The sequence below is a fragment of the Blastopirellula sediminis genome (assembly GCF_020966755.1).
GTDB lineage: Bacteria > Planctomycetota > Planctomycetia > Pirellulales > Pirellulaceae > Blastopirellula > Blastopirellula sediminis.
Window position 1 is genome coordinate 1 of the sequence record NZ_JAJKFT010000010.1, and the last position, 25,250, is coordinate 25,250.

A 25,250-nucleotide genomic window follows, 5' to 3' on the forward strand; every position below is an offset into this window, starting at 1 on the left:
GAGCAATCGCTTAACTAGACGTCTACCATGGGACAGTCTCACTCAGCTCAGCTTGGTCACAACCATATTTATACGAAACCTCACGTCAGCTAACGCTGGCGTGAGGTTTTTTTATGCGCGCTGCGAAACGTTAACCGCCGCGCTGATAACTGCGGCGATATTCGAGCGGCGTCATTCCCATATGCTTGCGGAACTGACGACTAAACGTGCTCTGATCAGAAAATTCATTTTCCATCGCAATCTGGTGGATCGACCGATCGGAACTCGCCAGGTCATGCGCCGCGGCATTCAAGCGAGTCCGAATCTTGAAATCGCGGGCGCTCATCCCAAACACCGCCTGAAATTTGCGATTCAGCTGCCGCGTCGATAACTGAGCCCGCTCGGCGATCTCTTCAATCGTCGCTTTGGCGCCGGCCGACGTTCGCATGAACTCGACCACATCCTCCAGTTCCGAAGCAGGCGCCGCCCAGCGCTGCCCTTCTTTGTAGCTTCGAATTACTCCGGCGACGCCGATGATCTCCGACCCATCCTCGCTATAGACCGGCATCTTGCTGGTAATGTGCCAGTCGAGAATCTTGGTCTCGTCGTAGAAAACTTCGACTCGATTGCGAATTTGCTCCCCCGTCTCCATAACGTACCGATCGTCGGCCCGATATTTATCCGCCACTTCGGTCGGAAAAAACTCCCAATCGTAAGCGCCGACAACGTCGTTCTCATTCGCGAGGCCCAAGCGGCGAATCAATTGCCGATTCGCCCAGATCATTCGGCTATCCCGATTCTTGGTGAAAAAAAATACGTCCGGCAGCGCGTCGTAGAGATTCTGGAGCTGATGCCGCGTCCCCATCTGCTCGAAAAATTGCCGCTGTAGATCGGTGGACATCGCCGCCTCTCGTTGAGTGCTGCTGGAATTGCTTTGAACCAGTTCTCTCCCAAGGCGAATTATGCACGAAACGCCAAATGCCGAAAACGCTAAGCCAGCCGAACCGCCGAAAGAGGGTCATCTGCGCAAAACGGCAGCCGCGATGTACTTTCCGCCGCGGTTGCCCGATTTAGGCGTCGCGACGACAATTAAGGGGAATGCGGCGCTGCTCGCCGCGAGCCCCTAGCAAGAAAATTGGTCGCGAATGTCCTCTCACAAACCTGCTTCCGATCGCATTACCGTCCCCAAGTTCGTCGCCATGAAACGGGACGGCAAGAAAATCTCGATGCTGACCGCGTACGACTATACGATGGCGCAGCTGCTCGACGAAGCAGGAGTCGATTCGGTGCTAGTCGGCGATAGCTTGTCGATGGTAGTGCAGGGACACGATACGACCTTGCCCGTCACGCTCGACGAGATGATTTACCACGCGAAGATGGTTGTCCGCGCGGTTCAACGAGCGCTAGTGATCGTCGATCTGCCGTTTCCCAGCTTTCACCTCGGCGTCTACAGCGCGATCGAAAGCGCCGGACGCGTGCTGAAAGAAACCGGCGCTCAAGCGGTAAAACTGGAAGGGGGCGTTGAACAGGCCGAAGTGATCGCCGGGCTCGTCTCGGCAGGCATTCCGGTCATGGCGCACGTCGGACTTCGCCCGCAGTTGGTGATGCAGATGGGGGGCTATAAAGTTCAGCGCGACGAAGAGCAGCTCATGGCCGACGCGCTCGCCGCGCAAAACGCGGGAGCCTTTGGCTTGGTGCTCGAATGCGTCCCGCGCACATCCGCCGAAAAAATCTCGGCGGAGCTTTCGATTCCGACCATCGGCATTGGCGCCGGCGCCGGTTGCGATGGCCAGGTCTTGGTGGTCAACGACATGTTGGGCCTCACCGGCGGCTACGTCCCCAAATTCGTCAAAGCGTTCGCCGATCTACGCGGGCAGATCTCCAGCGCCGCCAAGCAATACTGCGAAGAAGTTCGCAGCGGCGTTTTCCCCGCGGATGAACATAGCTTCAAATAAGCCCGCAATCCGCGTCAGCAAATCATCGCGTCCACAACTCCGCTGGAGAGAACAATGGCGAATCGCCTTGCCAATGAGTCGAGCCCCTATTTGCTGCAGCATGCCTCGAACCCAGTTCACTGGCGTCCGTGGGATGCGGCTTCGTTAGAGGAAGCGGTCGATGCGGACAAACCAATCTTTCTTTCGATCGGCTACTCGGCGTGTCACTGGTGCCACGTGATGGAGCACGAGAGCTTCGAGAACGCGGCGATCGCCGACTACCTGAACGAACATTTCATCTCGATCAAAGTCGATCGCGAAGAACGCCCTGACCTTGATCAGATCTACATGAACGCGGTGCAGATGTTGACCGGTCGCGGCGGTTGGCCGATGTCGGTTTTTTTGACGCCGCAGCTCAAACCGTTCTTCGGCGGAACCTATTGGCCGCCGACCGCCCGCGGCGGCATGCCCGGCTTCGACCAGGTGCTGCGTGCCGTGATGGATGCGTGGGCAAATCGCCGCGCCATCGCCCTGGAACAATCGGAGAAATTCGCCGAACGCCTGCAAGAGATCGGGCAAGCCGAAGATTCCGGTGAAGCGATCGGCATCGAACTGCTCGATCAGGCGTACAGGTATCTCGAATCGATCTATGACTTCCGCGACGGCGGTTTCGGCGGAGCGCCGAAGTTTCCGCATACGATGGATCTCGAGGTTTGCCTCCGCTATAGCCGCCGCAAACCGGAAAGCCACGCCCTGGAGATGGTCGTCCACAATCTTGACCAAATGGCGCGCGGCGGGATCTACGATCATCTCGGCGGCGGTTTCGCGCGCTACTCGGTCGACGCCGAATGGCTTGTGCCCCACTTTGAGAAAATGCTGTACGACAACGCGCTCCTCACAGGCATCTACGTCAACGCCTATCGCGTGACGAAGCGCGCAGATTTTGCCCGCGTCGCGCGAGAAACGTGCGACTACGTCCTTAACTATCTGACCGACGAGTCAGGCGGCTTCCAAAGCGCCGAAGACGCCGACAGCGAAGGGGAAGAAGGAAAATTCTACGTCTGGAGTCGCCAGGAGATTATCGCCGCACTCGGCGAAATCCGCGGTTACCGCTTCTGCGAAATCTACGACGTTAGCGAGTCGGGCAACTTCGAAGGCCACAACATCCTGAACTTGCCGCAGTCGATTGAAGCTTGGGCGGCGGCCAAGAATGTTGACGCGGTTGAGCTGCGCAGCGAACTGGACGCCGATCGCGCAAAACTGCTCCATCTTCGCGACGAACGGATTCGTCCCAGCAAAGACGATAAGGTTCTCACCAGTTGGAATGGCCTGATGATCGAAAGCCTGGCTCAAGCGGCGGGCGCACTCGGCGAACCGAAGTATCTGGCGGCGGCCGAGAGAGCGGCCGACTTTCTGTTCGACACGATGCTCGATCCGAATGGACGGCTGCTTCATTCCTATCGCCAGGGTGTCGCCAAGCTGGCCGCTTACCTGGACGACTATGCGAATCTCGCCAACGCTTGCATCACGCTATACGAAGCGACCTTCGACGATCGTTGGCTCGATCGGGCGATCGACCTGTCGAACCTGATGATTCGCCACTTCGCCGATCCGGCCGGGGGCGGCTTCTACTTCACCGCCGATGACCACGAACAGCTGATCGCGCGAAATAAGGACCTGTACGACAACAGCGTCCCAAGCGGCAATTCGATGGCGGCGGTCGTGCTGCTACGGCTGAGCGCGTTGCTGGGGAATACCGATCTGCTCGACGAAGCTCTGACCGCGATGCGCGTCGCCGCGCCGCTAATGAAGAAGCATCCAACCGCCACCGGGCAGATGCTGACGGCGGTCGATCGCTACGTCGGCCCGGCCCGGGAAGTGGTGATTCTGGGCGATCCGGAGTCGGGCGATACCCGCGATTTTCTGGCCGCTTATCGCCAGAGCTACACCCCCAAGAGCGTCATCGCCTGCGTTTCGCCGGGAACGACGCCTGAGGAAGATGCCCCGCTGGCCCCGATCTTTGCGGGCAAATCGCCGCTTCCAGACGCGGACGGTACCGTTTTCATTTGCGAGAATTTCGCCTGTCAGCGGCCGGTGACCGCGAAAGAGGCGGTCGCCAATCTAGGCTCCTGATTGGGGGCGAACCGCGGGGCAGGGGGCGTGTCCCGATCGAGGATCGTTCTTTAAAATGAGCGATTCGCTTCGACTTTTTTCCTCCATTTTGACGCCGATAGGGTAACCAACCATGCCGACCGTGCCGCAATTCCAAACGTTTCGCACCGAAATCGCCGGGGTCTCCGTTGTGGATTTGGCGGCGAAATACGGCACGCCGACCTTCGTCTATGACGGGGCGAAAATTGTCGAGCGGATCAACGACCTACGGAAGTTCGACGTCATTCGCTACGCCCAAAAGGCTTGCTCGAATCTGGCGATCCTGGACCTGGTTCGCCGCAACGGCGTGTTGGTCGACGCGGTCAGCGCTGGTGAAATCCGTCGCGCTCTCGCCGCCGGTTTCGTGCCGAAAGGAGAACCGGCGCCAATCGTTTACACCGCCGACATCTTCGACCGCGAAGCGCTGGCTCTCTGCGTCGAACATGGGCTGCATGTGAACTGCGGTTCGCCAGACATGATTGCTCAGCTTGGCGAAGCGGCGCCGGGGAGCGAAATCACCCTGCGTATCAATCCTGGCTTCGGTCATGGTCATAGCCAAAAGACCAACACCGGCGGCCAGCAATCGAAGCACGGCATCTGGCACGAACAGTTGAATGACTGCCTGCTGATCGCCGATCAACATGGCGTTCGCGTCACTGGGCTGCACATGCACATCGGTTCCGGTACCGACCTGGAACACCTGGGCCAGGTTTGCGGCGCGATGGAAAAGGCGGCGCTGGAAGTTGGTCGCACGATCACCACAATCAGCGCTGGGGGCGGCTTGCCGATTCCGTACAACTCGTCGCAGTCGTATGTCGACCTTGATCAGTACTTCGATCTGTGGAACGCCGTTCGCAATCGTCTGCAGGATGCGTTCGGCCACGCGATCTCGCTCGAGATCGAACCGGGGCGTTATCTCTCGGCCGAAGCTGGCTACCTACTGGCCGAAATTCGCGCGATCAAATCGATGGGAGAGAACAAGTTCTACGTCGTCGACGCTGGCTTCAACAATCTGGCGCGACCGATTCTGTACGGTTCGTATCACCCGATGTCGATCGCACTGGCCAGCGGCGAGACCGAAGATCGACCGCATCAGGACGTGGTCGTCGGCGGTCCGCTCTGCGAATCGGGCGACATCTTCACGCAGACCGAAGGGGGCTTCGTCGGGACGCGCAGCTTGCCTGCCGCGGGGATTGGCGATTACCTGGTGATCGAGTGCGCAGGAGCGTACGGATTCGTGATGGGCTCGAATTACAACTCGAAGCCGCTAGCCGCCGAGGTTCTGATCCAAGACGGCCAAACGCACTTGGTGCGCGAACGCCAGTCGTTCGAGAACCTGATCGCTGGCGAACACATTCCCCGCTAGTTATAAGCACTTGGCGCCACCCCGATAGAAAAGACGAGCTATCGGGGGCGCCCCAAAACTCGCTTACGCGCCGCGGGAAGCGGCGTACATCAAACGTTCGTTCTCTTCCATCGAATGCGGCATGATGCCGTGATCCCACGCCGGGAGCATCGTATCGTTTTCGATGTCTTCGATCAGGTCGGCGACCGAGTTGATCACGCGATCAGGTCGAAACGCGTACGACGACAAGTCTTCCGCACGCGAACCGCCGCTGAGCGTCAACGTCGCGTAGTAACCCATCTGCACGGCGCCCAGGATATCGGTTTCCATCGTGTCGCCGATCATCACCGTTTCCCACGAGCGAACGCCTAGTTCCCACTGCGCCGAACGCATCATCACCGGGCTCGGCTTGCCGACGCTGAACGCCGTCTTGCCGGTCGCCTTTTCGATAAACGAAACGGTAGCGCCGCAGCCGCTGCGGGTGCCGCTTTTCGTCGGGCAATTAGGATCGAGATTGGTCGCGATCAATTGCGCGCCATCCAGTACCATCTGCACCGCCGCATCAAGCATTTCCAGCGTGATCGAACGAGCTTCGCCCACGACCACATAGTCGGGCGCGTGATCGACGATCGCGTATCCATTGCGGTGCAATGCGTTGTGCAAACCACCTTCACCAATCACGAACGCCGTTCCGCCAGGCTTCTGTTTCGCCAGAAAGCGAGCGGTCGCCATCGCACAGGTAAAGATTCGTTCTTCTTCGACGTCGATCCCCATCCGATACAACTTGGCCGCCACGTCGCGTCGCGTGCGCTGACTATTGTTGGTCAGGAATAAAAAAGGGATCTGCTTCTTTTTCAGCGTTGCGATAAAGCGGTCCGCGCCGTCAATCAACTGACTGCCGCGGTAAATAACGCCATCCATGTCAATCAAAAATCCAAGGCCCATCGTTCTCTTTCCTTGTAGAGTCGAACCAGCAAACAAAAGGTAGGACCAGACTACGTTAGGCAATTGACATGCCAATTCGACAAGGCGACCGCACTCCACCTAATTACCATCTAACGGATTGGTTTAAGTGAGAATGATGGGCACTGCCTAATTCCTGCGCAGGTGCGACGGCGTTGAGTACCACGTTGCGCTTCGCTGGGCTAGCACTCTGAATTGCGCGCTGCGCACGGGAATCTTGCGTATCTTTGCGCGTGTCGGCGTTTCTTGTGCCGACTTACGTCGATCGGCCTACTAAAAAAAATGGCGAAGTAACGGGGAACTTCCCGCAGCGATTTCTGACAGGTTTTGGGGCGAAGAGCCCGGCACTACAGTCTGCAGCCCCCGAGATGTATAATTAGTCGTTTCCTTCCCACTTTCGCTAGACAAGCAAATAGCGCCATGACCACGACGCTGGAAACCCCGGCATTCGATTTCGCTCCCTACCGCTCGCTCAGCAACGAAGAGCTGACCGATCGCATCAACGCTGTCCGCAGCAAACATGGGAGCCGTCTGCTGATTCTGGGACATCACTACCAGCAGGATGAAGTGATTGCGCTCTCCGATCTCCGCGGCGACAGTTATCAGCTGAGCAAGATGGCGGCTGAAAGCGGCGACTGTCGCAACATCGTCTTCTGCGGCGTCCACTTCATGGCCGAGACCGCCGATATCCTGGCGAACCGTCCTGAGAAAGTCGCCGCCCGCAATGGACAACGGGTCGATGTGATCCTGCCCGACATGGCGGCCGGTTGCTCGATGGCCGACATGGCGGCGATCGAACAAGTCGAAAACGCGTGGGAAGATCTCGGCGAACTGATCGATACGAACGACATCACGCCGGTCACTTACATCAACTCGGCCGCGAGTTTGAAATCGTTCGTCGGCAAGCATGGCGGGATCGTCTGCACGTCGAGCAACGCCGCTTCGGTTTTGAAGTGGGCGTTCGCGCGCACCAGCCGCGTTCTCTTTTTCCCGGATCAGCATCTCGGTCGCAACACCGCGCTGACGATGGGGATCACCAACGATCAGATGCCGGTCTGGAATCCGTACGAATCGGAATATGGCGGCAACACCGAGGATGCGATTCGCAATTCGAAGGTGATTCTCTGGAAGGGTCACTGCAGCGTTCACCAGATGTTCAAGAAGGAACATGTCGCCGCGTTTCGTCGCGACTTTCCCGGCATCAAGATTCTGGTTCATCCCGAATGCATGCAGGAAGTGAACGAGATCGCCGACGTCTCTGGCTCGACCGGCAAGATCATCGAGACAGTCAAGAATGCTCCGGCCGGAACCAAATGGGCGATCGGCACCGAATTGCATTTGGTGAATCGCTTGAAGCAGGAGCACCCGGAGCAGGAGATTCATTTCCTCTCACCGGTCGTCTGTATGTGCGCCACGATGTATCGCATCGACCTGGCGCATCTTTGCTGGAGCCTGGAGAATCTCGACGCCGGAAGCCCGGTCAACGTCGTCCGCGTTGATGACGAGACCGCTGAGTGGTCGCGAACGGCGCTCGAACGGATGTTGAGCGTCAAATAGGTCTCTCGTTGTCGCACGAGATCGGGAACGCGTAGAATTCGTACAATCGGTACGACGCGCACCCGGCCGTAGGAAGATCGGCGGCAGAGAGTATCTCCGCGGAATCGATCCCACAGCGATTGGGGAACGAGTGTTAGAGTTGCCGACGTTTATACGGATCGATCCTCGGATCGAATCGCAACGATCACTTTCCCTGCGGATATCGCTATGTGGTCTCGGATCGCCTTCATCGCCGTTCTGATCGTGATTTTCGGCTCGCTTTTGACTTATAGCCAATTGCAGCACGAGCCGCTCAAGGTCTCCGGCTATATCGAAGCGCAAGATATCCGACTTGGTTCGCGCGTCGGCGGACGAGTCGCCGAAGTGCTGGCCGACGAAGGGGACATGGTCAAACAGGGTCAAGTCCTCGTCCGCTTGGAGCCGTTCGATCTGAACGAACTGCTGGCCGCCGCCAAAGCGGAAACCGACGACAAGCAGGCGCTGCTCGAGAAACTGAAGACCGGCTATCGTCCCGAAGAAATCGCCCAGGCGAAATCGCAAGTCGACGAACTCGCCGCGCGCCTCGAAATGCTGGTCAACGGTCCACGCAAACAAGAGATCGACGCGGCTCGCGCCGAACTGCAAATGGCCTCGTCGCAGTTGGAGTTGGCGCAGTCCAATTACAAACGCGAGAAGGAGGTCTTTGAAAAGGGCGCCGGCACGCAGGAAAAGTTTGATCGGGTCGCTGATTTGTTGCGGGAAGCGGAGAGCAATTCGGTCGTCCGTGAAAACAATCTCTCGCTGCTGGTCGAAGGGACGCGCAAAGAGGAAATCGCCCAAGCTCGCGCCTCTCTGGCGAAGGCGACCGAAGAATACAACCTGATGAAGTCAGGCTTCCGCAAGGAAGACATCGCCCAAGCCGAAGCGGCGGTCGCCGCGGCGAAGGCCAACGTCGCCGCAATCGAGAAACGGATCGATGAGTTAAGCGTCACCGCTCCGACCGATGCGATCGTCGAGGCGCTCGAACTGGAGCCTGGCGACCTGATGCCGCCGAACGCGCCGATGTTGACGCTGATCGATCCGAAGACGCTTTGGGTGCGGGCCTACGTTCCGGAAAACCATCTGAATATCCAACTCGGTCAAAAGTTGCCGGTCACGGTCGACAGTTACGACCAGGAGTTTCAGGGAGAGATCACCTTCATCGCGCGGAACGCCGAGTTCACTCCCAACAACGTGCAAACGCCGGAAGAGCGATCGAAGCAGGTCTTTCGCATCAAAGTGACGCTGCTCGACGGGCTCGATCAACTCCGCAGCGGCATGGCCGCCGACGTCTGGCTCGAGCCGAGAAAGTAACGCGATGAGCGAGCCGGTCATTCGAGTCGAGGGACTCTCCCGCACGTTCGGCGATCTGGTCGCCGTCGACGACGTCAGTTTTGAAGTCGGTCGCGGCGCCATCTTTGGTCTGCTCGGTCCGAACGGGAGCGGGAAGTCGACGATCATCCGAATGCTCTGCGGCGTGCTCCAGCCAACGGCCGGGGATGCGTCGGTCCTCGGCTTCGACGTACGCACCCAGCCGGAAGAGATCAAACGTCGCATCGGCTACATGTCGCAAAAGTTCAGTCTCTATAGCGACTTGTCGGTGCAGGAAAACCTCGACTTTTACGGCCGCATCTATGGACTGACCGATCAGCGTCTGACCGAACGTCGCAAAGCGGTCCTTGATCTGACCGGCCTCGGCGATCGAATCGATCAGTTGGCCGGAACGCTCTCAGGCGGTTGGAAACAACGTCTCGCTTTGGCCTGTGCTTTGATTCATGAGCCGGAGGTGCTCTTTTTGGACGAACCGACCGCGGGGATCGACCCGGTCGCCCGGCGGCAACTGTGGGACTTGTTGTTCGAGCTGGCCGCGCAAGGCGTCACGCTGTTCGTAACGACCCACTACATGGACGAAGCGGAACGGTGCACCGACGTCGGCTACATCTTTATGTCGAAGCTGCTGGTCCTGGGACGTGGCGAAGAGCTGAAACAGCTTCCCGACGTTACTCCCGCAGGGACGAAGCGGCTAGAGATCGACGTCCGTAATCCCTCGGCCGGGCTCACGAAACTGGTCCACGTCCCGCAGGTGCATGACGCGACGCTGTTTGGCGAGATGATCCACGCCCTGGTCGATGAGTCGTATACGGACGAGCAACTTGCCGCCGACCTGGGGACGACGGTCGAAAAGCTTTCGATTCGGGAGATCTCGCCGACGCTGGAAGACGTCTTCGTCACGTTGACCAAGAATGCCGAAGCGCGACGCAACAACGGCGAACCGGCCGAGACGGTCCGTTTGGACTCAATGATCGCCGACGAGGAAGCGGAGGAAGAGTCGGCGCCCTCCCCTCCTCCGCGCAAGCAACACAAGTCGACGCTGACCGGCCATTCGACCGACGGCCTGCTGGCGATCTTCGTCAAAGAGATGTCGCACATTCGCCGCCAGCCGAGCACGTTGTTCTTCATGTTCGTCGTGCCGGTGATGCAGATCTTGATCTTCGGCTACGCGATCGACATTCAAATCGAAAACATCCCGATGGTGGTCTACGACCTGGATGGTCGGCAGGATAGCCAACGGTTGATCGACGCCTTGGTCAATACGCGCAAGCTAAAGTTAATCGACCGCGTCTATGACGAGGAGAGTTTCCACAGGGCCCTATCCTCCGGTCGGGCGAAAGTCGGCGTCCGGATTCCACCAAACTACAGCGATCAGTTGACCCTCGGCCGCCAGGCCGAAATCCAGGTGCTAATCGACGGCAGCGACTCGCAAGTGGCGACCACCGCCCAAAACGCCGTCGCCTTGCTTGGTTTGAACTTGTCGATTAGCCGCGCGAAAAACGTCGCAAGTGAAGTCCAGCTTGCGCCTGCGCGCGATAAGTGGGGCGAATTAGCCCTGCCGATCGACGTTCGCCCCCGCTTGCTCTACAACCCCGACCTGGAAAGCGCCCGGTTCTTCGTTCCTGGCCTGGTTGGGATCATCTTGCAGCTAGTGACCCTCTTCCTGACCGCGTTCGCGATCGTGCGCGAGCGGGAACTTGGCACCCTCGAACAGTTGTTCGTCACGCCGGTTGGTCGGGCCGGTTTGGTGCTGGGGAAACTGGTCCCCTACTCCATCATCGGCCTGGTCGAAATGCTGCTCGTGCTGACCGTGATGGTCTACGTCTTCGGCGTCCCGATCCGGGGCAATTTGCTGCTGCTGACGGCGCTTTCGGCCCTGTTCATCGTCTGCTCGCTCGGCTTGGGATTGCTCGTTTCGACGCTGGCCAAGACCCAGGTCGCCGCGCTGCAGTTCTCGTTTTTAATCATGCTGCCGTCGGTGCTGCTCTCCGGCTTCATGTTCCCCCGCAGCGAAATGCCGCTGCCGATCTACCTGATCACGTTTGCGATCCCGGTGACCTACTTCATCGAAATCCTCCGCGGCATCGTCCTCCGCGACGCCGACTTCATCGACTTGATCCCGTCGATCGCCGGGTTGTCGATCTGCTGCCTGGTGATTTTGACGCTGAGCATCACGCGGTTTAGAAAGCAGTTGGACTAACCCGTCTTCCGACGACGCGTTTTCGTCTTCGGCGTTGCACTCTCCACCAACTCCAGTTTCGGCCGCGGAATCTTGATTCCATAGACGCGGCCGAACTGTTGGTGGAGCTGCATGAAGTTGAGCTCCAGGAACTGGTAATGGGTCCGCAGGGGCGCCGTCATCAGGTATTTGTTGGCCAGCACTCCCATTTGCTCGTCGTATTCTTTTTGCGAGTGGGAATGGGCGTAGCAGCGGCCTGGCAAGCGGCGGATGTCTCCGTCGAACTTCGGGCTGACGTGCCACAGTTCGTGGAAGATGGTGATCAGCTTTTCTTGGAAGACGAGATCCATGAACCGCGGCAGGTAGAACGTCAGGATGTAGAGCATCTCGCGTCCCCGCTCGTCGGCGAGTCTTTGCACTCGGTAGGTCCGTCCGCGGCGTTTGGTGGTCGCTGAGCCCCCTTCAAAGCGAAGCGGCGTCAGCGAGGCGAAGATCCCGTACGGAACGTCCTTGCGGGCCTGGGCGACGGCGACCGCCATCCGGCTGAGATCGATATGTTTCAGCTCAGGCGTGCGAACGACCATGTCGGCGACCAATTGGCGCATGCTCCAGGAGAAGTCGAAGCCCTGCTGCGGGTTTCGCTTCACCAGAGAGATCGGTCGACTTCGCGAAGAGGTCGAAGGTCGCATGCGTGAACCGTCCATCCATGAAAAAAGCCGTTACACTCCACGTGCGGGAGTATAACGGCTTTGGTTTGTCTGAGGCAAAGCGAATTGCGGCCGAAAATGGCCGGAAACGCTCGCTTACTCGGCCGCGGCGGCTTCGCCTTCGAAGGCCGGACGCTGGGCGGCTTCGCTGACGCGGTCCCGTTCGTTGCCGACGAATTCGATGATCGCACGCGTACCGGCGTCGCCCAAACGGGGCGTGGCCAGACGCAGAATGCGGGTGTAACCCCCTTGGCGATCTTCAAACTTCGGAGCGACCTGATCGAACAGGATGTCGACCGCCTGATGGTTGCCCAGCAGGGCGACGCAGCGACGACGAGCGGCCAACGCGGGAGCCTGGGCGTTGTTCCAAGCGACGTAGGCGTCGCTCTTGCGCCATTCTTTGTAGGCTTCGTTGACCTTGCCGTTCGAATCGTACTTCTGCAGCTTGGTCGCCAACTTCTCGGCGGCGCGAATGCTCGGCAACGCATTACGAGCGATGGTGATCACCTTTTCGATGTACGGGCGAATTTCCTTCGCCTTGGTGATCGTCGTGATGATGCGGCCCTTGACCTTCGGAACGTTACGGCCGGCGTCCGGCGTATCGGTCGAGAGGTACTCGTAACCCGATTCATTCACGTCGTCGCTACGGAGCGAGAGGAGCAGGCTGCTCGCCATGTTCCGCATCATCGCCTTGCGGTGAGGGGACGAACGTCCGAGAACGCGGCCTTTTTTTCGATGTCGCATGTTACTAACGTCTTGTAAAACTAACCGTGTGAGTTGCGAATAACGGTCGTCGACTAACGAGGCGCCGATTGAACTCGCATTCCCAAGTGCAGGCCCAGCTCTTTCAGCTTTTCCTTCACTTCGGTCAGCGTCGTTTCGCCAAAGTTACGAACTTCCATCAACTGATCTTCGGTACGGCGAACCAGGTCGCGGACCGTATTGATATTTTCCGATTCCAAGCAGTTGCTGGCACGCACCGACAGGTGCATCTCGGCCAGGCTCATGTTCAGCTTCGATTCCAGCACCGGATCCAGGCCGCTCGATTGCGTACGGCTGGGGATGCTGATCTTCGAGCCGAGTTCGTTGTATTGAACGAACGGATTGAGGTGCTTGCGGAGAATCTTCGCCGCTTCGACCAAAGCGTACTCCGGATGAATCGAACCGTCGGTCCAGATTTCCAGGGTCAGCTTGTCGTAGTTGGTCTTTTGACCAACGCGGGTTTCTTCCACTTCGTAGCGAACGCGAGTCACCGGGCTGTAAACGGCGTCGACCGGGATGATCCCGATTTCGTGTTCAGCGGTGCTGTGCTCGGTCGCCGGCACATAACCACGGCCCGATTCGACGACCATTTCCATCATGAATGGAATTTCGCCGGTGATCGTGCAGAGGTGGATGTCTTTGTTGATGATCTCGACTTCCGGATCGCACTGAATGTCGGCGCCGGTAATCGTGCAGGGGCCCTGCTTTTCGATCGTGATGACCTTGGTCATCTCGGAGTGCTTTTTGACGACGATCGCCTTGGTGTTCAGGACGATCTCTGTCATGTCTTCGACGACGCCCGGGATCGAGGTGAACTCGTGCTGAGCTCCGCGAACCTTAATCTGCGTAACCGCTGCGCCTTCCAGGCTCGACAGCAGGATGCGACGCAAGCTATTGCCGATGGTCACGCCGAAACCGCGTTCAAACGGTTCCGCAATGAACTTGCCGTAGGTTTGCGAGAGGGTTTCGGCTTCGCAATTAACGACGCTCGGCAGTTCCAAACCGCGCCAGCGAATATGCATTGGTTCTCTCCGTTCGACGAACTTCGATACAGCTGTGGGGGGGAAGAGGAAAACGCAGCGACTAGACGCGGCGTTTCTTCGGCGGACGGCAACCGTTGTGCGGAATCGGCGTGCAGTCTTCGATCGAACGAACGTTCAGACCGGCGGCGGCCAGAGCGGTGATCGCGCTTTCACGGCCCGAACCCGGACCCTTCACGCGAACTTCCACTTCCTTCACGCCGAACTTCAGCGCCTTTTCGGCAGCTTGTTGAGCCGCACATTGGCCGGCGAACGGGGTGCTCTTACGGCTACCCTTGAAGCCGCAAGTTCCGGCGCTCGCCCAGCACAGCGAGTCCCCTTTGGCGTCGGTAATCGTGACTTGCGTGTTGTTGAAGGTCGCCTTGATATGCACGACCGCCTGCAAGACGTTGCGACGAATCTTCTTCTTTACTGCCTTGGCCACTGCGCCAATCTCCTGATGTGTGAATGTTCGCTTGATCGAGGCCAGCCATCTGACGAAGGCTAACCCACCTGCAGATTAACGCAGGTCCTTCACGCCCTTCTTGCCGGCGACCGTCTTCTTCGGTCCCTTGCGAGTACGGGCATTGGTGCGGGTTCGCTGACCGCGAACCGGCAGACCGCGGCGATGACGCAGGCCGCGATAGCAAACAATGCGATTCAAACGCTGAATGTTTTGAGCGATTTGTCGGCGGAGCGGACCTTCGACGGTGTATTCCGTTTCCAGCAACCCGGCGATCTTGCTGAGCTCGTCTTCATGGAGCTCGCCCGCCAAACGGTCTTGCGAGATACCAACCTTCACGCACAGCTCGCGAGCGGTGTGCGGGCCGACTCCGTACAAGTACGTGAGCGAAACCCAAGTCGGTTTGTCGTTCGGAATGTCGACACCCATCAAACGGGGCATAACTCTACTCCTGCCAAGACGCCGAAGCGTCGAAATTGCTCTATGTGTTTAAAATTGTACGGTTTACGTGCGACAGACAGGCTGCGGATCGGTCCCAGTGCGGGAAATCTCACAACCGGCAGGTCCAGCGCCGCAGAGCGGTAGACCTATGGCCTAGCCCTGACGTTGCTTGTGGCGGGGATTCTCGCAGATCACGAAAATCCGACCACGGCGGCGGACTACTTTGCACTTGTCGCAGATGCGTTTTACGCTGGCTCGAACTTTCATCGCCTACAGCTTCCAATCAATGCTTATGGTGGAAGCGAGCCAGTATAACGCTCCTCGCGATTGCCTTGCAAGGCCCTCTGAGCAGGAAAAGCAAACGGAATGTCTACCCCAATTCCGAGCCGCTCGCCCAGTGGTAACTTGGACAAGTTCGAGCGGCTTTTTCCTGGTTTTCTGGGGATTTTTGCCAGCATTGCCGCCAGATTTAGAGCCAATCAGCGTACGCTTTTTTCAGGTCGAGCTTGTCCCCGACTTCGGTTTGCAGCACCAGCAGTCGCTGCAAAAGTGCGGAAATTCGCTCGCGCTGCTCCGGTTTGGCCGCCAGATCTTCCATTTCTTGCGGATCGGCCGTCAGGTTAAACAGCTTTACCTTCCCAATCGTCGGGTAGAGGATCAATTTGTAGCCGTCGGCGGTGATCATCCGCTGACGTTCCAGGTAGGCGCCATAAATCGCCTCGTATTGGACGTCCCGCTCGCCGTTGATCACCGGCAGCAAACTGCGGAATTCGACGTGATCCGGCTTGGCGACCCCAGCGATTTCCAGCGCCGTGGCCATCACATCCTGCAGATAAACCGGCACTTCGCACACTTTCCCCTGCGGCAATCCGGGGCCCGAGACCAGCAGCGGCACTCGGACGCTGTGGTCATACATGTTCTGTTTGCCCATCAGCCCATGGTGCCCGCAGGCCAGACCATGGTCGGCGGTGAAGAAGATATAGGTGTTATCCGCTTGGCCGGTCGCCTTCAGCGCGTCGAGGATGCGGCCGATTTGGACGTCCATGTGCTCGATAATCGCGTAATACTCGCTGCGATGAACCTGAATCGCATGCGGAGTTCGCGGGAACGGCGCTAGTTTCTCGTCACGCAGACCTTTGCCGGCGCCCATCGCTTCTTTTTCGGGATATTCCGGCAGAAAGTCGGCCGGCACGTCGGTTTTGTCGGCCGGGTAGCGATCGACAAAGTCCTGCGGCGACTGCCGCGGATCGTGCACCGCGTTAAACGCCAGGTACATGAAGAACGGTTTGTCCTGTTTGGCGGCCGTTTCCAGGAAACCAATCGCATCGTCGGCGACCACTTCGCTCCAATGTTTGCCGCCGGCCCAGAAACCGCCGAACTTCGGATCGGACGGAGACCAGTAGTCCGTGCCGTCCGCCTGCGGGCGATCATAGCCTTGATCGGTCTGATTCGGCATGCCGCCGCGGATATGAGCGCTCGTTGCAAAGGCTTTCGCCGCGTCGGCCGGCACATGCCATTTGCCGGTCATGTAGGTGTCGTAGCCGGCCGCTTTCATGTACTCCGACCAGAATCGCCCAGCGACCCGTTCTTTGTCGGCGGTCTTATAGACCTTTTCTGCATGCCAGACAAAGCGTCCGGTGTTCAGCATCGTGCGGCTGGCGACGCAAACGGCGCCGCTCCACGATCCCATGTTGTAGGCGTGAGTAAAGCGAGTTCCTTGTTTCGCCAACTGATCCAAATTGGGCGTATGGACCATCGGGTGCCCGTACGCTCCGACGCATTCGTAGCTGTAGTCGTCAGCGAACAGAAAGAGAATGTTCGGCTTCTCAGCAGCGGAGGCCAGCGACGTCGTCAGCAAAACGAAGAACAGCGAGGCGATTCTGGACATGTCGAACTCTCGGGGCAGGGCGGGGCGGGATAGGAATCCGATCGGAGATTTCCGTTATAACCGCCAGGGGAGCCGAGGGGCAAAAAGAAAACGCCGGCGAATGGCCGGCGTTTTCGGGCGAAAAGCGGATTTTTCCGGTCGATCAGGCTATTTGACCACGCCGCAGTCGGCAATGGTGATCGTCGCGCGGGTTTTACCCCCTTCTGAACCGAGCGATTCAACCTTCTTCACGACGTCCATCCCCTGCAAAACCCGGCCGAACACGACGTGACGACCGTCGAGCCAGGAGGTTTTGACCGTGGTGATGAAAAACTGCGAGCCGTTGGTGTTCGGGCCCGAGTTGGCCATGCTCAAGACGCCCGCTCCATCGTGGGTGAACTTGAAGTTCTCGTCGGCAAACTTGGCGCCGTAGATGCTTTCACCGCCGGTGCCGTTACCGTTGGTGAAGTCCCCCCCCTGGAGCATGAACTGCGGAATGACGCGGTGAAACGTGCTCCCTTTGTACGACAGCGGCACTCCGGAGCGTCCCTTCCCTTTTTCGCCGGTGCAAAGAGCGCGGAAGTTGGCGGCGGTTTTCGGGACATCTTCACCGAACAAGCCGATCACGATGCGGCCGGCTGGTTGCCCATTGATCGCAATATCGAAAAAGACCTGATCAGTCACTTTGCCCTGCGCCGCAGGAACGGTAGGAGCGGCCAACAAGGTCGAAGCGGAAAGAACCGAAAATGCAGCAATCATCGCCAAGCGCAACATGAACAACTCCGGGGAGAAAGTGTGGTGGATTATTGTGGCAGACCTACATTTTGCCTCTTTCCTCCAATTACCGCCAGACGAACCTGGCGCTGCGCGAATTGGAAGTTCCACTCCCAACATAGACAAACGCATTTTGATCAATGCCCACCTTTCCCAAATTGAATGACCTAAGCCAGTAAATGAGGAAACGGTAAAGATCGTGAGAATTTCCGTTGACGACGGTCAGCGGATCGAAGGTCATCGCCTAGAATCGCCCACTGTACGCGTTTCTGAAGGTGATAGAAGTTTGAATATGATCTCGTTATCTCCGCGAATTTACTTTGTTTTGCTCCTCCTGTTCGCCTTGTTGCATGGGGGCTGCAGTTGTAATTCCGCCGAAAGTCGCTTGGCCTCGATTAGCCTGCGACGTTCGGATGACGACGAAGACCAGCCGACGCCGCCTCCGGCTCAAACGCCGCCGCCCGTCCAACCAGCGGCGACTCCTCCTCCCGCGCAACCTGCAGCAGTTCCTGCGACTCCTCCCCCAAGCGCAGCTCCCAATACGCCGGCAGCCACTCCAACTCCAACGCCGAATCCCAATCCTCCGGCGATGCCTGCCGAAACGGCCCCTCCGGTAAATCCAAAATTTGCGTCACGTCGCGAGCGAATTGAGCAACTGGCGGAGAATCCTCCGGCCGACAAAGCCGAAGAAGCGCGGACCAAGCTTGAAATCATCGGCGAAGCCTTGGCCGACATGATCGTCGACAAGGCGGAGATTCCCTCGGCGGTTCGCAAAGATTCGCGAGGCAACACGCTGCTCGGTTGGCGAGTCGAACTCCTCCCGTATCTGGGCTACGAAGATCTGTACGCCGAATTCGCCGTCGACAAGCCGTGGAACGATAAACAAAACCTGGCGCTCGCCAAGAAGATCCCGCCGGTTTACCAATCGCCGGAGCGCCAGGACGAAGCGACCAACTTCTTAATGGCCTTTGGTCCGACGTGCGCCGCCCGAGCGTCGTCTCCCACCGGACTGGACGCGGTCGGCCGCCGATCGCTCGCCACGATTCCGCTGATCGTCGAAGCGGACGATGCGATGTCGGTCAGCTGGGTCAAACCGTTTGACCTCGAATTCAATCCCGCCGCTCCTCGTGAAGGGATGGGGGAACTCCGGGGTGGATCGATTTTCGTCGTTACCGCCGACGGCAAAGCGCACAAGGTTCCCGCCTCCGTCACGCCGACCGAGATGACTGATTTCTTTGTGCTGGCGAATGGATTCGACATTCGCAAAGTCGCCGTCGCCCAGTCGCAGCCGCAACCGGAAAATGTCGCCGCCAGCGCAACTGCGCCGGCCGACAATCAGATCGCTGCGAACATTCCAGCCAAAATGACTCCCAGCCCGTCGCCGGCTGCGGTCGAACCTGGTCCCGCGCTGGGCGGAGCGCAGCCTGCCCAAACGACGCCCGGGGTTGGCAAACTGCCGATTCCTGATCCCAAGCTGACCGAAGAGGCCGAAATGCGCATTCGCGAGATTTTCGCGAATGAGTTTCGGGGCGCTGATTCCGAAAACCGCCGCGCTGATCTGGCGAAGACTCTCGTCGACGCCGGCAAAAATCTTGGCGACGATCCGGTTCAGCAGTTCGCGATGTATTCGCTGGCCTATCAAATGGCCCAGAAGGGCAAATCCCCGGTGACTGCGAAGGACGCCTTTGACCGTTTGAACAGTCAATTTGAGTTCGACACGGTCAATCAACAGTTGCAACTGTTGCGATTCTCGGCCGAGTACGTCTCGCGCATCCCGCAAGATCGCAAAGAGGATTTCAAGCAGTTGGCGATCAAAATCTGGCAAGTGTCGTACGATCGCAATAACTTCAAAGCGGTCGACGAACTCTTCACGATCATCGAAACGTTCGCTCGCTCGCAAAACGATGCGGCGATGATGCAGCGTATTACCGGCCTGCGGGAAGATGTTTCGGAGGCTCGCAAGGTCTACGCCGACATCGAATCGCAGTTCCTATCGCTCGAACGTCCCTCGTTCAATCCGGAAGGGAACTTGCTGGTCGGACGCTATCTCTGTTTCCATCGCAACCAATGGCAACAGGGAATTCCCTTCCTGGCGAAGTCGAGCAATCAGAAGTTGAAAGACGCCGCTCTGCTCGAGTTGGAATCGCCGACCACTCCCACGCTGCAAGCCGAAATCGGCGACATGTGGTGGGAATCGGTGACCGGCTTCCCCCCGGTCGAAAAGAAGCGAATCCAACGTCGCGCCGCTCAGTGGTACCAGTCAGCCATCGCTGGCTTGCCCAACAACATCGAACGAATCAAAGTCCAGCGGAACCTCGACGAGTACAAGAAACTCTATCCCGGCGAGCCGATCCCGCCGCTCGCTCCGACGCTCGGCACGGCCAGTCGATAGTGAGGGTAGCTGACTGCTCGGTCTAGTAGGGAGGAAGTAGTCGTCGGAATCCATACCCGACGACCAGCGTCAGAAACGCAAGGTTTCTCGGCAGTTCTTTCCACCAGGGAAGTTGCGGCGGTATGTCCGTGGCGCCAGTTTCGACGCTGTCGGCCAAAGCTCCCCCTAGCTCTTTCATCCACCGCGTCGTGCGCGGCCAGTCTCGCAGCCCGGCAATCCACTCCGGTGGGATTCCCGCCGTGCCGGTTCTCGCTCCCACGATACCGCCGACAATCGCCGCCGTAGTATCGGCGTCTCCTCCGCAGCGGATCATCGTTTGGACCGCATTGCGGTAGTCGTTGGGAAAAGAAAGCCATACGTGCAATGCCGCCGGAACCGTATGGTAGACGTAACCGCTGACTCCCTTGCCAAGATCTCGCGAATCTAAAAAGTCCGTGGTCGATTCGCCCGCTTCGACGCTAGCGATCACTTTGGCGACCAAGTCAATCAGTTCTTCCGCAGGCTCGTCCGCAATCGTCTCGGTCAATCGCTGAAAAAAACGCTGCGGGGAAAGCTCCTGATCTTGCCACGAGAGGTTCGTCGCCAGGGCGATCGCCCACGCTCCGAATTCCGCCTTTGGATCGGTGTGCGTGACACGGGTAGAGACACGTACGAACTCGCGTAACTGATCCAAATCGCGAATCGCCGCCCCCAGAATCGGAGCCCGCATCGCCGGGCCATTCCCCGCGGAAAATATCCCGCTGCGCTGCGGAGAAACGCCAACCATCAACCTCGCGCAGGCGATGATGGTGGCCCGCCCAGTCCCAGCCGGAAGCAAGATCCCCCAGCGTTTTAGCCGCCGGGCGAAGTCCGGTAGAAAGCGGTCAACGTCGGTCCCTTGCGCGATCAGCGACTGGGCAACTATGCAGTTGTGCTCGGTATCGTCCGAAATCAAACCGATTCCGGGGATCAGGCGATAGCGATCTGGTTCGCCGAACAGTCGCTCTCCGCGGAGACGAGAAAGATTTTCGTAGGGGAGCCCCAACGCGTCTCCGACTGCGACGCCCAACAGGGTTCCGAGAATCGCGTCCCTTTGCGAGGGTGAATTCTCCGAGATCTCCCGGTCGCTCATGCCCGCATCGATTCCGACATGTAAGTCGCGAACGGCACGAAGATCATCAGCGGAAACCAGGCCGCCAGCGCCGGGCTGATCATGTAGTTCGCTCCCATTCCGCGGCTGGCCATCGTGACGCCGAAGAACAGGATCACGACCACGCCGCACAAGCCGATCGCCACAAAGACGTTGCGGTTGTCGTTCTTCAGCACCAGCGGCAAACCGAGCAGCAGCAGCGTCATATCGAGAAACGGCTGCGTCAGCCGGCTATGGATCTCGACCCGAACGTCGGCGCCAAAGTCGAGCGAACGATTCCGCAGCGCCGAGACGAGCGCCCAAGTCGACGCACTGTTTCGCCACTCGCGACTCGCGGTCAGCTGTTCGAACGTCAGTTCGCTGATGACGAAGCACTGATTGGGCGCGAGCCACGAATAATCTTTCGGCATCATCACAAAGACGTTGTCGTCGCGGTCGAACAGCGACGAAACTTCGGCCAGGTTTTCCGGCTCGGTCACGTTATCGAGCAAGTAACCGCTCGGACGGTCCCCTTCGGCCGGCTTATAGAAGGCGTTATCGGCGTTCAACTTCGTGCCGACGCCCGGTTGCGAACGAGGGAGCCGAAACTTGGGAGCTTCAATGCGCATCTCGTTGGCGAACGTATGATTGCCGCTGATCAGCACGTCGGTCAGGTTATCGTACTTCGGCTGCAGTTGCTTGGCCGATTCGCCAAGCCAATCCTGGGCGTTCCGGCTGAGCGCGTCGGAATATTCCGGCACCACAAACTCGCGATTTAGCGCCCCGAGCACCGCGATAAACGCCACCGCGATAATCACCGGGCGGACGATTCGCTCTTTGGTAATTCCGGCCGCCATCAGCGCGGTCATTTCGTTATGCCGCTGCAGCCAGGTGACCGTAAACATCGCGGCAATCAGCGTCAAAATGCCGCCGGTCATGTTGAAGAAGGTGAAAATCCGCGGCGTGTAGTATTCGATCAGAATCGGAAACGCGCCTCGTCCCGTTTGCTCACCATAGCGGAGGAACTCGTCCAAGTTGTTGAACGAATCGATCACCACATACAGCCCGGTGAAGCTGATGAAGAAGATCAGAAACGACTTGATGAACTGCACGAGCAGATAGCGGTCGATGATGCACACGGCCGGAACCATCTCGACGGTGGTGACGAAAACAAAGCGGAAATCGCCAGAGGGTTATACCCGCCGCACGATTTTTCCCAAAGGTGAATCGGGGACCCCATTCCCCTATACTGGGCGGCATGGCGACGCCGCACTCCCAAAACAACTGGAGAGAATTCACAAGCTGGGCAATCTGGCCTTGGCGGCGTTTGCTATTACCTGCAGCCTGTCCACTTTGTCTCGCGGCGGTGGAATCGAATGCGGCAAGCGCGGTCGAATATTGCCGAGACTGTTGCGAACAACTCGTGAAAGACGCGCTGCGTTGTCGCCGTTGCGGCAATCGCTTGCCTCCCGCGGGTTTGGCGACCGACGCCGGATGTGACTTCTGTCGCGATATGCGACCGAAGTGGGATGGGGTGATCACCCTAGGGGATCACTCAGGCCTGCTGCAACAAGCGATTATCACGGCGAAACAAGCGAGTGGAGCTCCCGTTGCAGCGGCGATCGCCAATTTATTAGCGAGCAAAGTTGCCGAGACCGATTGGCTGGGAACAATTGATCTGGTCGTACCGACGCCGATTTATTGGCTGCGGCGGATTCGCCGCGGAATTAATCCGGCCGAACGGCTCGCCGCCGCGATCGCCAGGCGGCTAAATGTAAAGTTTTGTCCCCATGCGTTAAAAATCTCGCGAATGATGCGTAAGCAGTCGGAACTACGACTTGCCGCACGTCGGGCGAACGTCCGCGACGGATTTCGCGTGAAAACTCCCCATTTGTTGAGCGGCGCAAGCGTTTTGCTGGTCGACGACGTGATGACAAGCGGCGCGACGGCGGCGGAGATAACCGGTAAAATGCGAAAATGCGGCGCCGCTCGCGTAATCGTGGCGGTCGCCGCACGTGCGCCACGCGGCGAAACAGGAAACTAACGTTTCCGGATCACTCGACCACCCGCGGACGGTCGAAGAATCTCGTGCAGTACCGCGCACTGCTAGCAACCCCCTGCGGTCAGATATGAATTCCGAAGAGCAACCCAAAAAACCAAGCGGCATCCAGTCCTTCCGCCGCGCGCTGTTGCGCGGTCTTGGTCTGGTAGCGCCGCCGTTGTTGACGGTGTTGATCCTGATTTGGGTACTCAGCTCGGTCCAGAACTACGTGCTGACCCCGGTCGAGTCGACCGCGCGCTATTTCGTGGCGATGGCGATCCGCGACGTTCAGCGGACGATGCCCGACGCGCAGCCGGGTGACCAGACCGCGATGCTGAACAACGAGGTCTACCACAAGACCCCTAATGGCGACTGGATTCCGGAGTCGGTCTACAACCTGGTCAACGAAAACCTCCACGATCAGCCGCTCCCGTACTCCGGCGCGGCGTTTTATCAGGAATACGTCCAGCTCCGCTTTCTGCGGCGGCAAATCACCATTCCGGCCCTCCTCTGCATCTTCGTGCTGCTTCTCTACTTCACGGGGAAGTTCGTCGCGATTGGGGTCGGCCGGATGCTTTGGACCACGTCTGAGAAGCAGATCCTGCATCGGCTGCCGATCGTGCGCAACGTCTACACGTCGGTAAAGCAGGTAACCGACTTCCTGCTGAACGAACGGGAACTGGAATTCACGCGGATTGTCGCCGTCGAATATCCGCGCAAGGGGATTTGGTCGCTCGGCTTCGTCACCAGCGAGAGTCTGCTCGACATTCGCAGCGTCGCCAACGAACCGGTAATGACCGTTCTGATTCCGACTTCGCCGATGCCGGCGACCGGATTCACCGTAAACGTCAAGAAAAGCGAAACGGTCGATTTGAATATTACCCTCGACCAGGCGCTGCAATTTATCGTCAGCTGCGGCGTCGTGGTGCCGGAACATCAAATGACCCGCGAAACGGCCAATCGGATCGCTACGCAAATCGCCGAGGCCAAGCAGCACGAAGAGACCGAGAATAACGACGACGTTCCTCCGAACGGCGTCCACCAGCCAGTTGTTGAATCGCCCCCCTTCGCGCAAAAATAGACCCCCACCTTTTGCGTCTCAGTCTCGCTAATTCTCGCCAATTGCGGTATTCTGTCGGGGGATACGCAAATCACGATATCAAGGGCGTCGTCCTGGAAAGGGCAAGTTTCCAGCGATGTCGCAATTCCATTGGGCCACCTAATCTCCTCGAGACATATGCCAGCAATTCGGATTGGAACGCGGGGCAGCCAGCTAGCACAGTGGCAAGCCAATTGGGTCGCCGATCAGCTCCGCACTGCCGGGGCCGTCGTCGAAATCATCCATATCGCAACGCAGGGGGACGTAACGCAAGGTCCTCTCGACTCGATCGGCGGACGTGGAGTCTTCACGACCGAGATCCAAGCGGCTCTCCTCGACAATCGCATCGACGTTGCGGTTCATAGTCTGAAGGATCTGCCGACGGAACATGTCGCTGGTTTGCGACTCGCAGCGGTTCCTCATCGCGAAGCGGACGGCGACGTCCTGATCTCGCCGAAGGCGACTGACGTTCTGAGCCTTCCCCACGAAGCGATCGTCGGCACCGGCAGCATGCGTCGTAAGGCGCAACTGCTCCACCTCCGCCGCGATCTCCAGATTCGCGACATCCGGGGAAATCTCGACACGCGATTGCGCAAGCTGGATGATGGCCACTACGACGCGATCGTCCTGGCCGAAGCCGGTTTGCGCCGGCTCGAGTTGTACGAGCGTATCCGCCACGTCATTCCCAAGACGCAGATGCTGCCGGCCGTCGGGCAAGGCGCCCTTGGTCTTGAGATTCGTGAGAACGACGCCGTCGCCGCCAACGTGCTAGCTGCGCTCAATCACGAGTCGTCCTACTTCTCCGTCCTCGCGGAACGCTCGATGCTTCGCAATCTACGGGGCGGATGTCTCGCGCCGGTTGGAGCATGGGGGCGAATTGACGGAGAGAAGCAATTGCTCCAACTCGACGGCGTCGTCGTCAGCGGCGACGGGCATCATAAGATCTCCGCTTCCGCGTGCGGACCGCCCAATCGCGCTGAAGATATCGGTCGCCAGGTCGCCGATCAATTGGCGATTCAAGGCGCCGAACGCCTGATCGCGTTCGCTCGCGCGACCGGCAGCTAGTTCGTCCGGCAAATCACGACGCTTTCGGCAACTCTTTCCGCTAGCGTCTAGCAT

At 58.6% G+C, this 25,250-nt stretch carries 23 protein-coding genes; 11 read left to right on the forward strand and 12 right to left on the reverse strand.

Translation table 11 applies throughout. The features are described 5' to 3' along the window. Positions 1-130 precede the first annotated feature (130 nt). A complete protein-coding gene (locus tag LOC68_RS11435) occupies positions 131-880 on the reverse strand; it encodes an AraC family transcriptional regulator (protein ID WP_230218601.1) in 750 nt (249 codons plus the stop codon). A gap of 61 nt (positions 881-941) precedes the next feature. On the opposite strand from LOC68_RS11435, the gene LOC68_RS11440 reads away from it, so the two are divergent. The 4 genes from LOC68_RS11440 (at position 942) to lysA (ending at position 5,430) form a co-directional block, all read left to right on the forward strand. Beyond that, the gene (locus tag LOC68_RS11440; protein ID WP_230218603.1) at positions 942-1,106 is read left to right on the forward strand and encodes a hypothetical protein; all 165 of its coding nucleotides are present in this window, start codon (positions 942-944) and stop codon (positions 1,104-1,106) included. An 18-nt stretch (positions 1,107-1,124) separates the two neighbouring features. After that, positions 1,125-1,934, forward strand: coding sequence for a 3-methyl-2-oxobutanoate hydroxymethyltransferase (gene panB / locus LOC68_RS11445; protein ID WP_255670851.1), 810 nt, complete (start codon positions 1,125-1,127; stop codon positions 1,932-1,934). A gap of 54 nt (positions 1,935-1,988) precedes the next feature. Continuing rightward, on the forward strand, positions 1,989-4,046 hold the full coding sequence (locus tag LOC68_RS11450) for a thioredoxin domain-containing protein (RefSeq protein WP_230218604.1): 2,058 nt from the start codon (positions 1,989-1,991) through the stop codon (positions 4,044-4,046). Between the two features lie 112 nt (positions 4,047-4,158). After that, a complete protein-coding gene (gene lysA, locus LOC68_RS11455; protein WP_230218605.1) occupies positions 4,159-5,430 on the forward strand; it encodes a diaminopimelate decarboxylase in 1,272 nt (423 codons plus the stop codon). Positions 5,431-5,493: 63 nt separating this feature from the next. On the opposite strand, the gene LOC68_RS11460 is transcribed toward lysA, so the two are convergent. Continuing rightward, positions 5,494-6,354: an HAD-IIA family hydrolase gene (locus LOC68_RS11460; RefSeq protein WP_230218606.1), complete on the reverse strand. Its 861-nt coding sequence runs from the start codon at positions 6,352-6,354 to the stop codon at positions 5,494-5,496. Between the two features lie 438 nt (positions 6,355-6,792). On the opposite strand from LOC68_RS11460, the gene nadA reads away from it, so the two are divergent. The 3 genes from nadA to LOC68_RS11475 all read left to right on the forward strand — a co-directional run bounded on the left by nadA (position 6,793) and on the right by LOC68_RS11475 (position 11,479). Continuing rightward, a complete protein-coding gene (gene nadA, locus LOC68_RS11465) occupies positions 6,793-7,929 on the forward strand; it encodes a quinolinate synthase NadA (protein WP_230218607.1) in 1,137 nt (378 codons plus the stop codon). A gap of 207 nt (positions 7,930-8,136) precedes the next feature. Next, positions 8,137-9,261, forward strand: coding sequence for an HlyD family secretion protein (locus LOC68_RS11470; protein ID WP_230218608.1), 1,125 nt, complete (start codon positions 8,137-8,139; stop codon positions 9,259-9,261). A 4-nt stretch (positions 9,262-9,265) separates the two neighbouring features. After that, a complete protein-coding gene (locus LOC68_RS11475) occupies positions 9,266-11,479 on the forward strand; it encodes an ABC transporter permease (protein ID WP_230218609.1) in 2,214 nt (737 codons plus the stop codon). On the opposite strand, the gene LOC68_RS11480 is transcribed toward LOC68_RS11475, so the two are convergent. From LOC68_RS11480 to LOC68_RS11515, 8 genes are all read right to left on the reverse strand, one after another. After that, positions 11,476-12,147: a hypothetical protein gene (locus LOC68_RS11480; RefSeq protein WP_230218610.1), complete on the reverse strand. Its 672-nt coding sequence runs from the start codon at positions 12,145-12,147 to the stop codon at positions 11,476-11,478. The two genes, LOC68_RS11475 and LOC68_RS11480, sit on opposite strands and share 4 nt — an antisense overlap. Positions 12,148-12,261: 114 nt before the next feature. Further along, a complete protein-coding gene (locus LOC68_RS11485; protein WP_230218611.1) occupies positions 12,262-12,909 on the reverse strand; it encodes a bL17 family ribosomal protein in 648 nt (215 codons plus the stop codon). A 53-nt stretch (positions 12,910-12,962) separates the two neighbouring features. Further along, positions 12,963-13,949: a DNA-directed RNA polymerase subunit alpha gene (locus LOC68_RS11490; RefSeq protein WP_230218613.1), complete on the reverse strand. Its 987-nt coding sequence runs from the start codon at positions 13,947-13,949 to the stop codon at positions 12,963-12,965. Positions 13,950-14,010: 61 nt separating this feature from the next. Next, on the reverse strand, positions 14,011-14,391 hold the full coding sequence (gene rpsK, locus LOC68_RS11495; protein ID WP_230218615.1) for a 30S ribosomal protein S11: 381 nt from the start codon (positions 14,389-14,391) through the stop codon (positions 14,011-14,013). 75 nt (positions 14,392-14,466) lie between these two features. Beyond that, a complete protein-coding gene (gene rpsM, locus LOC68_RS11500) occupies positions 14,467-14,838 on the reverse strand; it encodes a 30S ribosomal protein S13 (RefSeq protein WP_449243695.1) in 372 nt (123 codons plus the stop codon). A 165-nt stretch (positions 14,839-15,003) separates the two neighbouring features. Then, positions 15,004-15,117 (reverse strand): 50S ribosomal protein L36, encoded by a 114-nt coding sequence (rpmJ, locus tag LOC68_RS11505; protein ID WP_002655270.1) that lies wholly within the window; start codon positions 15,115-15,117, stop codon positions 15,004-15,006. Positions 15,118-15,319: 202 nt separating this feature from the next. After that, entirely contained in the window at positions 15,320-16,738 is a 1,419-nt protein-coding gene (locus LOC68_RS11510; RefSeq protein ID WP_230218618.1) for a sulfatase-like hydrolase/transferase, read from the reverse strand. Positions 16,739-16,885: 147 nt separating this feature from the next. Next, complete coding sequence (locus LOC68_RS11515; RefSeq protein ID WP_230218620.1) at positions 16,886-17,491, reverse strand: peptidylprolyl isomerase; 606 nt, start codon at positions 17,489-17,491, stop codon at positions 16,886-16,888. Between the two features lie 292 nt (positions 17,492-17,783). Between LOC68_RS11515 and LOC68_RS11520 the strand changes: the two genes are divergently transcribed. Next, on the forward strand, positions 17,784-19,883 hold the full coding sequence (locus tag LOC68_RS11520) for a DUF1559 family PulG-like putative transporter (protein ID WP_230218622.1): 2,100 nt from the start codon (positions 17,784-17,786) through the stop codon (positions 19,881-19,883). A gap of 22 nt (positions 19,884-19,905) precedes the next feature. Here the strand turns inward: LOC68_RS11520 and LOC68_RS11525 are convergent, their stop codons facing one another. Both LOC68_RS11525 and LOC68_RS11530 read right to left on the reverse strand, forming a co-directional pair. Beyond that, positions 19,906-20,994 (reverse strand): ADP-ribosylglycohydrolase family protein, encoded by a 1,089-nt coding sequence (locus LOC68_RS11525; RefSeq protein WP_230218624.1) that lies wholly within the window; start codon positions 20,992-20,994, stop codon positions 19,906-19,908. After that, the gene (locus tag LOC68_RS11530) at positions 20,991-22,130 is read right to left on the reverse strand and encodes an LptF/LptG family permease (RefSeq protein ID WP_230218626.1); all 1,140 of its coding nucleotides are present in this window, start codon (positions 22,128-22,130) and stop codon (positions 20,991-20,993) included. The genes LOC68_RS11525 and LOC68_RS11530 overlap by 4 nt, the downstream gene beginning before the upstream one ends. Before the next feature lie 284 nt (positions 22,131-22,414). On the opposite strand from LOC68_RS11530, the gene LOC68_RS11535 reads away from it, so the two are divergent. The 3 genes from LOC68_RS11535 (at position 22,415) to hemC (ending at position 25,196) form a co-directional block, all read left to right on the forward strand. Beyond that, on the forward strand, positions 22,415-23,035 hold the full coding sequence (locus tag LOC68_RS11535) for a ComF family protein (RefSeq protein ID WP_230218628.1): 621 nt from the start codon (positions 22,415-22,417) through the stop codon (positions 23,033-23,035). Positions 23,036-23,120: 85 nt separating this feature from the next. Continuing rightward, entirely contained in the window at positions 23,121-24,113 is a 993-nt protein-coding gene (locus LOC68_RS11540; protein ID WP_230218629.1) for a DUF502 domain-containing protein, read from the forward strand. Positions 24,114-24,269: 156 nt separating this feature from the next. Next, on the forward strand, positions 24,270-25,196 hold the full coding sequence (hemC, locus tag LOC68_RS11545; RefSeq protein ID WP_230218631.1) for a hydroxymethylbilane synthase: 927 nt from the start codon (positions 24,270-24,272) through the stop codon (positions 25,194-25,196). Positions 25,197-25,250 lie beyond the last annotated feature (54 nt).